The organism is Arthrobacter sp. NPDC089319 (genome assembly GCF_040684925.1).
Lineage (GTDB): Bacteria > Actinomycetota > Actinomycetes > Actinomycetales > Micrococcaceae > Crystallibacter.
Genome location: NZ_JBFBGZ010000002.1, coordinates 330,231 through 342,237 on the forward strand (window position 1 = coordinate 330,231; position 12,007 = coordinate 342,237).

The 12,007-nt window shown below is 67.5% G+C and carries 11 protein-coding genes; 3 read left to right on the forward strand and 8 right to left on the reverse strand.

All coding sequences use genetic code 11. The features are described 5' to 3' along the window. Positions 1-82: 82 nt before the first annotated feature. Entirely contained in the window at positions 83-2,689 is a 2,607-nt protein-coding gene (locus AB0N75_RS04325) for an ATP-dependent Clp protease ATP-binding subunit (protein WP_364645623.1), read from the reverse strand. Positions 2,690-2,998: 309 nt separating this feature from the next. Between AB0N75_RS04325 and umuD the strand changes: the two genes are divergently transcribed. After that, the gene (gene umuD, locus AB0N75_RS04330) at positions 2,999-3,418 is read left to right on the forward strand and encodes a translesion error-prone DNA polymerase V autoproteolytic subunit (protein ID WP_136787022.1); all 420 of its coding nucleotides are present in this window, start codon (positions 2,999-3,001) and stop codon (positions 3,416-3,418) included. Beyond that, positions 3,411-4,718: a Y-family DNA polymerase gene (locus AB0N75_RS04335; protein ID WP_364645627.1), complete on the forward strand. Its 1,308-nt coding sequence runs from the start codon at positions 3,411-3,413 to the stop codon at positions 4,716-4,718. Before umuD ends, AB0N75_RS04335 begins: the two co-directional genes overlap by 8 nt. Positions 4,719-4,721: 3 nt before the next feature. On the opposite strand, the gene AB0N75_RS04340 is transcribed toward AB0N75_RS04335, so the two are convergent. The 5 genes from AB0N75_RS04340 to AB0N75_RS04360 all read right to left on the reverse strand — a co-directional run bounded on the left by AB0N75_RS04340 (position 4,722) and on the right by AB0N75_RS04360 (position 8,004). Further along, complete coding sequence (locus tag AB0N75_RS04340) at positions 4,722-5,267, reverse strand: hypothetical protein (RefSeq protein ID WP_364645630.1); 546 nt, start codon at positions 5,265-5,267, stop codon at positions 4,722-4,724. Between the two features lie 639 nt (positions 5,268-5,906). After that, complete coding sequence (locus tag AB0N75_RS04345) at positions 5,907-6,116, reverse strand: hypothetical protein (protein WP_364645632.1); 210 nt, start codon at positions 6,114-6,116, stop codon at positions 5,907-5,909. Positions 6,117-6,179: 63 nt separating this feature from the next. Then, positions 6,180-6,599 (reverse strand): hypothetical protein, encoded by a 420-nt coding sequence (locus AB0N75_RS04350; protein ID WP_364645635.1) that lies wholly within the window; start codon positions 6,597-6,599, stop codon positions 6,180-6,182. Positions 6,600-6,645: 46 nt separating this feature from the next. Continuing rightward, positions 6,646-6,855 (reverse strand): hypothetical protein, encoded by a 210-nt coding sequence (locus AB0N75_RS04355; protein ID WP_364645638.1) that lies wholly within the window; start codon positions 6,853-6,855, stop codon positions 6,646-6,648. 78 nt (positions 6,856-6,933) lie between these two features. Then, positions 6,934-8,004, reverse strand: coding sequence for an NAD-dependent epimerase/dehydratase family protein (locus AB0N75_RS04360; protein ID WP_364645641.1), 1,071 nt, complete (start codon positions 8,002-8,004; stop codon positions 6,934-6,936). Between the two features lie 309 nt (positions 8,005-8,313). Between AB0N75_RS04360 and AB0N75_RS04365 the strand changes: the two genes are divergently transcribed. Continuing rightward, positions 8,314-9,750, forward strand: a complete 1,437-nt coding sequence (locus AB0N75_RS04365; RefSeq protein WP_364645644.1) for an aldehyde dehydrogenase family protein — start codon at positions 8,314-8,316, stop codon at positions 9,748-9,750. A 76-nt stretch (positions 9,751-9,826) separates the two neighbouring features. Here the strand turns inward: AB0N75_RS04365 and AB0N75_RS04370 are convergent, their stop codons facing one another. Together AB0N75_RS04370 and AB0N75_RS04375 are read right to left on the reverse strand one after the other, a co-directional pair. Then, the gene (locus AB0N75_RS04370) at positions 9,827-11,125 is read right to left on the reverse strand and encodes an MFS transporter (protein ID WP_364645647.1); all 1,299 of its coding nucleotides are present in this window, start codon (positions 11,123-11,125) and stop codon (positions 9,827-9,829) included. Next, positions 11,125-11,886 (reverse strand): SDR family oxidoreductase, encoded by a 762-nt coding sequence (locus tag AB0N75_RS04375; protein ID WP_364645650.1) that lies wholly within the window; start codon positions 11,884-11,886, stop codon positions 11,125-11,127. The genes AB0N75_RS04370 and AB0N75_RS04375 overlap by 1 nt, the downstream gene beginning before the upstream one ends. Between the last annotated feature and the right edge of the window lie 121 nt (positions 11,887-12,007).

Here is a 12,007-nt window from a genome sequence, read left to right on the forward strand (position 1 = left end):
CGCCGAGGGCGGGACACTCCATAGACCAACTGGTCCAAGGGAGTGCCCCGCCCTCTGGATAAGCGGACCCGGTGCGGGCCTGCTAGGCGGCCGCGGCCATGCTGTCGGCCGTCACCCGGAGTCCGTCCCCTCCGGCGGTCACGTGGATCCGGCCGCCGTCCGCCACCGCTTCGGCCACGAGCAGGTCGGCAATCCTGTCGTCCAGCTCGCGCTGGATCACGCGGCGCAGCGGCCGGGCGCCGTATTCCGGTTCATAGCCGGTCTCGGCAATCCAGTCCACCGCTTCCTCGTCCACGGCCAGCGAGATGCCCTGGGCGGCCAGCCGGGCCTCGGACCGGCGCAGCTGCAGCCGCACAATGGAGCGCAGCTGCTCCTTCTCCAGCTTGCGGAACAGCACAATCTCGTCGATCCGGTTCAGGAACTCCGGCAGCATGGTCTCGCGCAGCCGGCCCATCACCCGAGCGCGCAGGTCCTGCTCGGACGCGAAGCCGTCCACGCCGTTATTGGAAGTGAAGCCCAACGCTCCGCCCTGGCTGGCCAGGAATTCCGACCCGAGGTTGGACGTCATGATCACCACGGTGTTCCGGAAGTCCACGGTGCGGCCCTGACCATCGGTGAGGCGTCCGTCGTCGAGCACCTGCAGCAGCAGGTTGAAAACGTCCGGGTGCGCCTTTTCCACCTCATCCAGCAGCACCACCGAGTACGGGTGCCGGCGGACCCGCTCGGTCAGCTGGCCGGCTTCGCCGTAACCGACGTAGCCCGGAGGGGCGCCGACCAGCCGCGAGACGGTGTGGCGCTCGCCGTATTCGCTCATGTCGAAGCGCACCATGGCGTTCTCGTCACCGAACAGCGACTCCGCCAGCGCCTTGGCCAGTTCGGTTTTTCCCACCCCGGTGGGGCCCAGGAAGAGGAAGCTGCCGACAGGCCGGCCCTCGTCGCCCATGCCGGTGCGGTTGCGCCGCACGGACTTGGCGATCGCGGTCACCGCGTCGTCCTGCCCGATCACCCGGGCATGCAGGTCCTCCTCCAGGCGGGCCAGCCGCTGCCGGTCGCCCTGGGTCAGGCGGGCAGCCGGAATGCCGGTGGCACGGGCAATGATTTCGGCAATTTCCGCCTCGCCCACCACATCGGAGGGCACGACGCCGAGGCGCGCCCCGCCGTCGTTGTCCTCCGTCGTGTGGGTGGCTGGCTCGGCTGCGGAATCGATCGTGGCCTTTAGCTGCTCGATGTCATCGCGCAGCGTGGACGCATCCTCGTAGCGTTCCTCGGCGACGGCGGCGTTCTTGGCCAACTCCAGTTCCGCAAGCTGTCCGCGCAGTGCCGCCACGTCCACGCGGGGGCCGCGGCGCAGGCTCAGCCGGGCGCCGGCCTGGTCGATCAGGTCGATCGCCTTGTCCGGCAGGAAACGATCGGTGATGTACCGCGAGGACATCTCCACGGCGGCCCGGATGGCTCCGTCGGTGTAGGTCACCTGGTGGTGCTCCTCGTAGCGGTCCTTCAGCCCGGCCAGGATCTGCACGGCATCCTCGATCGAGGGTTCGCCCACCGTCACCGGCTGGAACCGGCGCTCCAGGGCCGGGTCTTTTTCCACCTTGCGGTATTCGCCCAGCGTGGTGGCGCCGACCAGGTGCAGCTCGCCGCGGGCCAGCCGCGGCTTGAGGATATTGCCCGCATCCATGCCGCCCTCGCCGCCTCCGCCGGCGCCGACCACGGAGTGCAGCTCGTCGATGAAGACGATCAGGTCGCCGCCAGCGGCACTGATCTCGTCCATGGTCTTGGTCAGCCGCTCCTCGAAGTCGCCGCGGTATTTGGTGCCGGCCAGCATGCCGGGCAGGTCCAGCGACAGCACGCGCTTGCCGCGCAGTTGCTCCGGGACGTCGCCGTCCACGATCGCCTGGGCCAGTCCTTCCACGATGGCGGTCTTGCCGACGCCGGCCTCGCCGATGAGCACCGGGTTGTTCTTGGTGCGGCGGGCCAGGATCTCGATGGTCTGCGATATCTCGTCGGCGCGGCCGATCACCGGGTCCAGCTGGTTCTCGCGGGCCCGGGCTGTCAGGTCAAGGCCGAACTGGTCCAGCATGGGTGTGGCGGAGTTGGGGTTTGGCGCCTGCCCGGTGGCGGTGCCGCCCGGGTTGCTTTGGACCGCTTGGGCCTGCGCTTGGGCCGCTTCCGCGGCATTGGCCTGCTGCAGCGCCTGCGGGGTGACCCCGGCGTCGGCCAAGATCTGGCCGGCAGCGGTTTCCTGGTTGAGGACGAACGCGGCGAACAGGTGCTCCGGGTCAATGTAGGTGGAGCCAAAGGCGCGGGCCACCTGGTGCGCATCCAGCAGGGCGCGCTGGGCCGAGGGGGTCAGGGACGGCGCCTCGCTGATGAGATCGGCCTTCTCCGGCAGGCGCTGCTCGGCGGCGCTGACAATGTCTTGCGGACCGGTGCCGGTGAGCTTGATCTGGCCGGCAGCCGGTTCCTGTTCGGCCATGACGCGCAGAATATGCAGCGCATCCACTTCCGTGTGGCCGAGTCCAGCGGCAAATGCGGCCGCCTGCGCCAGAACTTCGTGAGTACGGCGGCTGAGCAGCCGGGTGAGATCGACCGTGCGGCGGGACTGCGCCGCGCGTTGGCCCTGCAGGTAGCGGACCAGGAACTCGTCGAATGATCCGTTGCCGGATGCGGGTCCGAAGAACAGTGGCATTGATGATCCTCCTGTGGACTTGAGTGCCTTCGACTCATGTTAACGCTTCGTGCTCAAGAATATTCCAAACGATTCTTAAACTTGAGTCAAGGTGGCTCACTTCAAGTTTGGAGGGCGCCAATGGTGGCACTCCCTCTACACCTGTGGGCAACGACTTGTGGACGATGCAGAGCGATGGGGCGCCGGGTTTCCCTCACCAATCCGCCTCAGTGCAGAGGCGGTGCGGATGATCATTTGAAACGGCAGCCTGACCACGTTGCCCGGTGCTAACCTTGTCTTCGAAGGTTTGTTCGAAGATGGGGGCTTGTCATGTTCGGTCTGGAGCGGCCCTCCGGCGCGTCGGCGGGCCCTGAACTGGGGGACGGGACCCCCGAGGACGCGCGTGGTTTTCCCTCCCCGGCACGGGATTATTTCCACGGCGGCATCGACCTGAACCGGCATCTGATCCGGGACCGGACCAGTACCTTCGTGATGCGGGTGGCCGGTAACTCGATGGCAGCGGCCGGGATCTGTGACGGCGATGAGCTGATCGTGGACCGATCGCTGGAGCCACGCGACGGATCGGTGGTCATCGCGGTGCTGGACGGGGAGCTGGTGGTGCGGCGCTTGCACCTGGGCGCCGACGGTGTGCGCCTTCAGACCGACGACGGCGGTGTCCCCACCGAGGTGGGCGAACTTGGTGACTTGAGCATTTGGGGCGTGGCCACGCGCTGCCTGCACCATGTCTAGCCACGGACCCGCCGAATCGCAGCAGCTCCGTGAACGGATCGCGCTGGTGGACGTCAACAACTTCTACGTCTCCTGCGAGCGGGTGTTCGACCCGTCGCTCGAGGGACGCCCCGTCGTCGTGCTGTCCAACAACGACGGCTGCGTGGTGGCGCGCTCCGAGGAAGCCAAACAGCTGGGGCTGAAGACCGGCACGCCGTGGTTCCAGGTGGCGCCCCGCGCCAAGGCCTGGGGGCTGGTGGCGAAATCCAGCAATTACGAGCTCTACGGCGACCTCAGCGCCCGGGTGATGGAAGTGCTGGGCCGGTTCGGGGCTTGGCAGGAGGTCTACTCGATCGATGAGTCGTTCCTGGGCTTGCCCGGGGATGAGGCGCAGTTGCAGGAGACGGCGGCCCGGATCCGTGCCGCCGTGGTCAGGCAGGTGGGTGTTCCGGTCTCCGTCGGCGTAGCCGGGACCAAGACGCTGGCCAAGTTCGCCAACCACATTGCCAAACGGAATCCACAGATGGCGGGTGTCTGCTCGCTGGGCTCGATGCCGGAACCGGACATCGAATGGATCCAGTCGCGCGTTCCCGTGACCGGGCTCTGGGGTGTGGGCGGGCGGACCGGGAAACGGCTGAACGCCATCGGGATCGAGTCGATCGCCGATTTAAAGGCCGCGGATCCACAACTGATTCGCAAGAAGTTCTCCGTGGTGCTGCAGCGGACGGTGCTGGAGCTGAATGGCACGGCCTGTATTCCGCATACCGAGGAACGGGCCGACAAGCAGCAGATCATGTTTTCACGCAGCTTCTCCACGCCGGTGACCACGCTGGAGGAGATGGACCAGGTCATGGCTGTCTACGCCCAGCGCGGTGCGGCCCGGATGGCTGCCGAGGGGCTGCGCGCCTCGGTCCTGACGGTGACGGCCGGTACCAGCAGGTTCGCCGGGGGAGAGGCATCGTTTCCCGCAGCCAGCGTCCACCTCCCGGCACCCACGCAGGATCCGATCCAGTTGACCAAGGCCGCGGTGGCCGCCATGCGCGGCTGCCTCATTCCCGGCGCCCAGTATGTCCGCGCGGGCGTGCTGCTGTCCGGGCTGGAACCGGCGACCGGACAGGAGGCCTTCGACCCGTTCGTCAGCGACCTGGACCAGCGGAACATCGGCGACTTGCTCGGTGCCGTCCGGTCCAAGTTCGGCGAAGCCGCCATCGGGCTAGGCCAAGGCGGGCTGGCGGCGCCGGCGGCGTGGTCCATGAAACGCGAATTCTCCTCGCCGCGCTACACCACAGAGTGGGCAGAGCTTCCGGTGGTTAAGGCCTAGGCATCAGCTGCCGTAGGCGGAGTCTTGCCGCAGCGGCGGTACTCGGGTGTGGCAGATGCTTTCGAACGCGGTGGAGTCGGTTAGTTGGATGGGCAAGACCACCGCGGCGGCATGCCGGGGGCGCTCTGGCCGCGCCAACAGCGTCAAGGAAACGCAGGACGGCGCCCCGGCAAAGGGTGCCTCGCGGGCCAGCGCCCACCAGCCGTCGGCGGGATGGGAAATGCCCAGCAGCTGCCGCATCTCCGGCACCCGCAGCCACGCCAAGGGAGTTGTCCCTTCGGCGGGTCCGCCGCCAATGGCGTCCAGGTGTTGCCCGTCGGCTCCGGTGGCCAGCATCCCCACGAGTAGGGGTTCGCTGGCGGCGACCCGGGTCAGCAGGCCGATCCAGATGGCTTCTCCGTCCGGGGAAGGCACCGTCAGGCCCTCGGAACCGGCGCAGAACGGCAAGGCTCCCAGGCTAGTGGGGGCGGCGTAAACAATACCGTAATCGGGGTAACGGTAGCGCTGAAACGAGACCGACAAGTGCGGTGTCAGCTTGTACTCAAACACCGCGCTTGATCCACATCGATGCCGCCTGCTGCGCCGACCTGGCCACACACGCCGTCAAGAATGATGGGAAGGTTCTTGGCCACGGCTCACGCTTCTCTCCGCAGTTCCGAGCACCTCGTGACACGAGGGGCGCCTCCGCAAACGAGGGTGGCATCGGTCTAGTCCCGCCGGCGTTACTGAGGCGTTACGGCGACCCCAAGCGCCTCCTTGGGCGCGCCGGTGTACAGGCGTTGGTGGCCCACGGGACCGATATTAGCGTTAGCGACCAGTGGACCCGGAACAGCGTTAGCGGGCCAGTGGACCCGCAGGCCGCTGGCCCGCAGGGCTGCTGGCCCGCAGGGCTGCAGGCCGACAGGCCCACGGGCCCGGATCTAGCGTTAGCGGCCCGCGGGCCGCACCGCAAAGGTATGAGGACCTTGCCTTCCGGGCGAAAAATTCTTTCAGGGCGGGGTATATCGGTGAGGGCAGGGCCCGTGGACCCTGCCCTCACAGATATACCCCGCCCTTGCGCGACGACAACACGGTCACTACAAGCCGCGGCCGCCCTCGCGGGAATGCGGCAGCGACAACACGGTCGCCACAAGCTGCGGCCGCCGCCGAAGCTGCCACCGCCGAGACTGCGGCCGCTGCGGGAACTGCTTAGTCGCTGGGGCTGGTGTCCGTGGTCAGGCCGCGGTCGTCCGGCGTTTTCCGGTCTTTCTCTTCAGCCGGCCCGGGCGGTGCGCTCATGTCGTCTGTGTCCCCAGCCTTCGCCGCGGAGTCGGTTTGCGTCTCGTCTTCGGGGATGCGTACATCCTCCGAAGGGTCCTCTTGGCCGCGTGGCTTTTCGTCCTGGTTGCTTTCGGTCATGCCCGTCCTTCCGTCAGTTGCTCGTTGCATCCGGCTCGTGCCCGCTAGCTGCGTTCCGAGGAGTCAGACTCCGGGTCCCGGGGGCCGAAGGTCGTCGCTGCCGCCGGTGGCAGGCCGGCCCGGCATGGCACCGCCCTCGTCCGTCCAGTCCTGTCCCGTTTGGTCGTTGAGGGCCGGGTCCGAGACGGTGTCGGTGGTCGTGGTCCCGGGATAGGCCCCGCTGCCGTTCTTCCCGTGCTTGCCGGGCAACTTGGCGGCCGCGGCTGACCCGGCCTTCTTGGCAGCCTCGGTGAGTTGCTCGGCGACTTCCGGAGCCTTGTCCTTGACCGCGTCCGTTGCTTCGTGGACCTTATCCTGCACTGTTGGGTTGTGCCATAGCTCTTGGCTCTTGGTTTTCAGCGAATCATAAGCCGACCGTCCCGACTTCGAGCCCAGGACGAATCCTAGGGCCAGGCCGGCGCCGAACATGAGTTTCCCTTTCACAGGGTGCTCCTTTCATACGGTGGGTGATGGAGGTGTTGCCTGAGGTCTAGGGGAACGGCGCGTTGGGCGTATCGCCTTCGCCGTCGTGGTCCTTGTCGCCGTAGGCTTTCTTGGCCAGATCCTCGGCCAACTTCTCGTCGCCGTGGACCGGGATGTGCGCTTCATGGACGTCGTCGTGGTCGGCCGCGCCGGCGGGCCGGGCTTCGCCTTCCAGATCGTCCGGCTGATCCTGCCTGGGAGTCTCGCTGTGGTCCATCAGGTCCTCCTTCTCGAGTGTTTCGTTCTGGGGAGCGGACCGGACACCGTGTTTCCGCGCGGCGCCCTGGGGCTCAGACTACGCGCCGGTCCGCGGTTCCGCACGGGTCCAACGGCTCCGCGGGCGCATGGCCGGTGATTCCTGAACGCCTCCCGCGGCGGCCATGCCGTTGAGCACCTCCCGGATCGCCGAGACCGAATCAACCCGCGGTTTCCATCCGAGTTCCGTCCGCGCGCGGTTAGTGTCCATCACCGGTGCGGCGCGGGCCATGTCCACCCATCCCGGGTCGCTGGCCAGCAGCCGGACCGACCATGCCGCCCCCACCAGCAACCGGACCAGCGGTACGGGGACGGGGAGCCAGCGGCGGGCGCCGAACAGACCCGCGACCAGCCCTGGCGTGATGACCGGCTCTGCGGCCACGTTGAAGGCGCCCCGGGCACCTTGATCGAGCACGCGCCAATAAGCGTCCGCCACGTCATCCGCGTGCAGCGCCTGGAAGACGAATTCCTCCGGGAACGGGAACAGCGGCACCCGCAGCCGGTTGACAAAGAACTTCGGAATCCACGGCCCCACAAAGTAGCGGCCAATCTGGCTGCCTGCCTGGCTCTGGAAGATCAGGCCCGGCCGCAACCGTGCCACCTTGATCTCCGGATGGTCGTCGGCAAACTGGTCCAGCAGGTCTTCCTGCTGCCCCTTGAACCGGCTGTAGTGCGAGGTCGCGATGCCGCGGGCCGGCCAGTCTTCGTTAATGCGGGAGTCTTTCGGCCCCGGGCTGTACGCGCCCACCGACGAAGCGCACACCACATGCCCCACACCGGCGTTGACGGCCGCGGCGAGCACGTTCGCGGTGCCGTCCACATTCACCCGGCGCATCTGCTCTTCGTCGTGGTTCGGCTGCAGCACCCAAGCGAGATGGACGACGGCGTCGCACCCCTTGAAAGCTTCGGCGAGCCTTTGCCGCGCATCGGCTGCGCCCACGTCCAGCGCAACCCAGGTGACGCCGTCGTACGGTGCTTGGGTGGACTCCGGCACGCGCCGGGCAATGCCGACAATCTCCAGATCATCCGCACGTTCGCCCTGCGCGGCATGCAGGCGCCGCAAAAGCGCTGTTCCCACGTTTCCGCTGGCTCCGACCACCGCAATTCGCATGCTCCCGACGCTACCGCCGATGCCGGGGCTTGGCGAGGGCCGGACGCGGGCAGGGGCCGGCGGACTAGGTGCAGGTGCCAGTCGGTTCCACGGCATAACCGCAGGTCAGCACGTTGTTTATCCGGAACGTTGAACGTGTTCCCTAGAAGTTTCAGCCCTTTGTTTACCGGCAAGGGGCGGGCCACGGTGCGGCCGCTGAAGGAACCTGTGCGCTCAGCGTCAAGTCCTCGGCACGCAAAGTCTAAGTAGCCCCGCCGGGTCTGCGGCAAGCTGGAGGCAGTTGTCGTCAGAGACGGGGAGGAAAAAACCATGACCACCGAGACCACAGTCGAGGGTACGTTCGCTACCGCTGCGGATTTGCTCGCAGCAATCCAGCCGGCCGAGGGCGGGCGGGAGATCAAGGATCCGGCCACCGGTGAGCTGGTCGGCCGCGTGGCCGAGCCGGGTGTCGCCGAACTGGACGCCGCGGTCGAGGCCGCCCGCCGCGTGCAGCCGGAGTGGGCCGGCCGCGGCCATGCCGAGCGAAGCGCGTACCTGAACCGGGCCGCCGACGCGGTGGAGGCGAATGCCGAGGCGCTGGCCGAGCTGCTCTCGCGCGAGCAGGGCAAGCCGCTGAACGGGCCGAACGCCCGGTTTGAGGTAGGTGCGTGCGCGGGCTGGCTGCGAGCCACCGCCGCCTTTGAACTGGAACCGGAAACGCTGGTGGAGGAAGACGGCAACCACGCCGAGCTGCACTACCGGCCGCTGGGCGTGGTAGGCGCCATCGGGCCGTGGAACTGGCCGATGATGATCAGCATCTGGCAGCTGGCTCCGGCGCTGCGGATGGGCAACACCGTGGTGATGAAGCCCTCCGAATACACACCGCTCTCCGTGCTGGCGCTGGCCGAGGTGCTCAACACCGTGCTGCCGGCGGACGTGCTGCACGTGGTTCCGGGCGGCCGCAACGTGGGCGAGGCGCTCTCCGCGCATACGGGCATCGACAAGGTCATGTTCACCGGTTCCACCGCCACCGGCAAGGCGATCATCCGTTCCTCCGCGGACACGGTAAAGCGCCTGACCCTGGAACTGGGTGGCAACGACGCGGGCATCGTGCTGCCGGACGCCGATCCGAAGGCCGCCGCGCAGGACCTGTTCTGGGGTGCGTTCATCAACACCGGCCAGACCTGTGCGGCGCTGAAGCGGCTGTACGTGCACGAGGACATTTACGACGACGTGTGCGCCGCGCTCACCGAGGTCGCGTCGCAGATGCCGATGGGCGTCGGGCTGGACGAGAACAACGTGTTGGGCCCGCTGCAGAACAAGGCCCAGTACGACATCGTCGCGAAGCTGGTGCAGGCGGCGAAGGATTCCGGCGCCCGCGTGCTCACCGGCGGCGACCCGGACGAGGGCCAGGCCGGCTACTTCTACCCGGCGACGCTGGTGGCGGATATCGACAACGACAACCCGCTGGTGGCCGAGGAGCAGTTCGGTCCGGCGCTGCCGATCATCAAGTACTCCACGGTGGACGAGGCGGTGGCGATGGCCAACGGGCTGAAGGTTGGCCTGGGCGCCTCGGTCTGGTCCTCCGACCCGGCCAAGGCCCGCGAGGTGGCGGCCCGGATCGAGGCCGGCACGGTCTGGATCAACAAGCACGGCGCCATCGATCCGCGGGTGCCGTTCGGCGGGGCCAAGCAGTCCGGCTACGGCCTGGAGTTCGGCGTCGAAGGTCTCAAGCAGCTCGGCTCCCCGCAGGTTATCGCTGGCTAACCACAGCAGCTGTCAGCGAAGCAGGCCCGGACGGAATCAATCCGTCCGGGCCTGCTTCGTCGGCTGGAGCCGTCGTCTACACGCGCGCGGCGGCTTCGAACTTGTCCTCGAGATAGCGCCCGCGCTTGGTCATCATCGCCGCGCCGAGCAGCATCAGGATGCCGGTCAGTGCGTAGGCGATCAGCGGGACGGTCCAGCCTCCGGTGACGGAGAACAGCGCGCCGCCCAGCAGCGGACCGAGCGTGCCGAACAGATAGCCGACGCCCATGGCGAAGCCGGAGATGGCCGCGGATCCGGACGCGGTCCGGGTGCGCAAGTTGAACATCGTGATGGCCAGCGGGAACGCGCCGCCGCCAATGCCAGTGATCAGGGCCCAGACCGGGGCCGCCTCCGGAGCGATGATCAGGCCCACGTAGCCGATCGGCGAGACCACCGTGACCAGCGCGGCCAGCGGGAACGGGTTCTTCAGCTTGCTGGCCAGGATCGGGGTGATGAACGCCATCGGCAGCGTCATGAACGTGAAGATGGAGAACGCCGCCGCGGCCGCGCCCAGATCCATGCCGGAGTCGGCGAACATGGTCGGCATCCAGGCCAGCATGCCGTACGTGTTCAGCGAAGCCATGGCGTAGAACAGTGCGGTTCCCGCGGCCACCGGGCTCTTGACCAGCTGGGCCAGGCCCAGCCGAGGGCCGGCGGCTGCCGCAGCGCCCGGGCCGGCGCTGGCCGGAGCCTTGTCCTTCAGCACCTTGAACAGCTGGATCAGCCAGGGGAGGGCCGCGACGACGGCGAGGATCGCCCAAGAGCCGATCGAGACCCGCCAGCCGGCGGCGTCGGCCATCGGGACCGCGGCCATGGCCGGAAGCGTGGCTCCTGCCTGCATCAGCAGGGCGAAAACGGTCAGCATGGGCGCCGGGCGGTCAGGGAAGTACTTCTTGACCAGCGGTGCGCCCACCACGTTGCCGAAGCCCATGCCCACCAGTGCCACGATGCTGAGCGCGAAGAACACCGGCACACTGTCGGTGAAGGCGCGCCCGGCGGTCCCGACCGCGGCGAGCAGCATGGCCGCAACCGCCGTGGCCTCGCCGCCCATCTTGCGGATCAGCACCGGGGCGATGAAGCCGGCGATGCCAAAGCTGAGCGTGGGCAGCATCCCCAGGAAGCTGGCACCGGCCACACCGATGCCCAGTTCTTCCCGGATGACGGGCAGCAGCGGGGACATTCCTGTCACTGCGTGGCGCAGCGAAATTCCCAGCAGCACCACGCCAACGATGAGCAGCACCCGGCCCCGCCAGAGCGCGGCGGGCTGTGGTGCCGGGGCTCCGGCCGGGGCCGCGCCCGCAGCCGCGCCGGATTGCCTGGTAGCGACGGTGGTCATTACTGGGCTGCCTTGGAGTCACCGTCGATCGGGAACAGTTGGCCGGAGATGGTCCGCGCGTGCGGGCCGGCCAGGAACATGGCCAGGGCGGCGATGTCGTCCGGATTGATGAACTTCTTGACCGACTGGTTGTTCATGGCGTTGTCGATTTCCTCTTGTACCGTGCGGCCAGATGCTGCGGCGCGGCCTTCGAAAACGCTCATGATGCGCGGGCCGTCGACGGCGCCCGGGTGGATGGTGTTGGAGGTGATACCGAACGGGCCAAGTTCCATGGACAGCGTCTTGGCGAAGCCGACCAGTCCCCACTTGGTGGTGGAGTAGGCCACTCGGTTCGGGTAGCCGAAGCGCCCGGCGAGCGAGGACATGGTGATGATCGAGGCGGCCTCGGACTGCTTCAGCAGCGGGACGGCTCGCTGGGTCACGTTGAAGGTGCCGGAGAGGTTGACACTGACGACGGCGGCCCAGCCCGCTGCGTCGTAATCCTCCACCGGGGCGGTGGGGCCGGCGATACCGGCGTTGTTGACCAGTACGTCCAGGCCGCCCAGTTCTTTCTTGATGTCTTCGAAGAGTGCGTCCACATCGGCGGGCTTGCTGACGTCGCCGACCGTGCCGGTGATGTTCTCAAAGGCGCCAGTGACGGCCGCGACGGCCTCGGCGTTGATGTCCGCGATGTGCACGCGGGCGCCGTCTGCAGCAAAGGCCTTGGCAATTGCCAGACCGATTCCGTTTGCTCCGGCGGTAACCAGTACCCGTTGTGACATTGGTGTCTCCTTAGTCGGTATCAGGCGGGGCCGGCGGCCAGCGTTCCAACTGCCCATCCGCTGTGGTCCCTGTGCATGTTGTTCATGGATTTGCATTCAGTTTGCAGCTAAATAGTTGAAG

What these genes read in the sequence shown, in the direction of transcription:
- AB0N75_RS04325 (WP_364645623.1), bottom strand. Translation starts at nt 2,689, where the DNA reads ATGCCACTGTTCTTCGGACCCGCATCCGGCAACGGATCATTCGACGAG.
- umuD (WP_136787022.1), top strand. Translation starts at nt 2,999, where the DNA reads ATGTTCGGTCTGGAGCGGCCCTCCGGCGCGTCGGCGGGCCCTGAACTG.
- AB0N75_RS04335 (WP_364645627.1), top strand. Translation starts at nt 3,411, where the DNA reads ATGTCTAGCCACGGACCCGCCGAATCGCAGCAGCTCCGTGAACGGATC.
- AB0N75_RS04345 (WP_364645632.1), bottom strand. Translation starts at nt 6,116, where the DNA reads ATGACCGAAAGCAACCAGGACGAAAAGCCACGCGGCCAAGAGGACCCT.
- AB0N75_RS04355 (WP_364645638.1), bottom strand. Translation starts at nt 6,855, where the DNA reads ATGGACCACAGCGAGACTCCCAGGCAGGATCAGCCGGACGATCTGGAA.
- AB0N75_RS04360 (WP_364645641.1), bottom strand. Translation starts at nt 8,004, where the DNA reads ATGCGAATTGCGGTGGTCGGAGCCAGCGGAAACGTGGGAACAGCGCTT.
- AB0N75_RS04365 (WP_364645644.1), top strand. Translation starts at nt 8,314, where the DNA reads ATGACCACCGAGACCACAGTCGAGGGTACGTTCGCTACCGCTGCGGAT.
- AB0N75_RS04370 (WP_364645647.1), bottom strand. Translation starts at nt 11,125, where the DNA reads ATGACCACCGTCGCTACCAGGCAATCCGGCGCGGCTGCGGGCGCGGCC.
- AB0N75_RS04375 (WP_364645650.1), bottom strand. Translation starts at nt 11,886, where the DNA reads ATGTCACAACGGGTACTGGTTACCGCCGGAGCAAACGGAATCGGTCTG.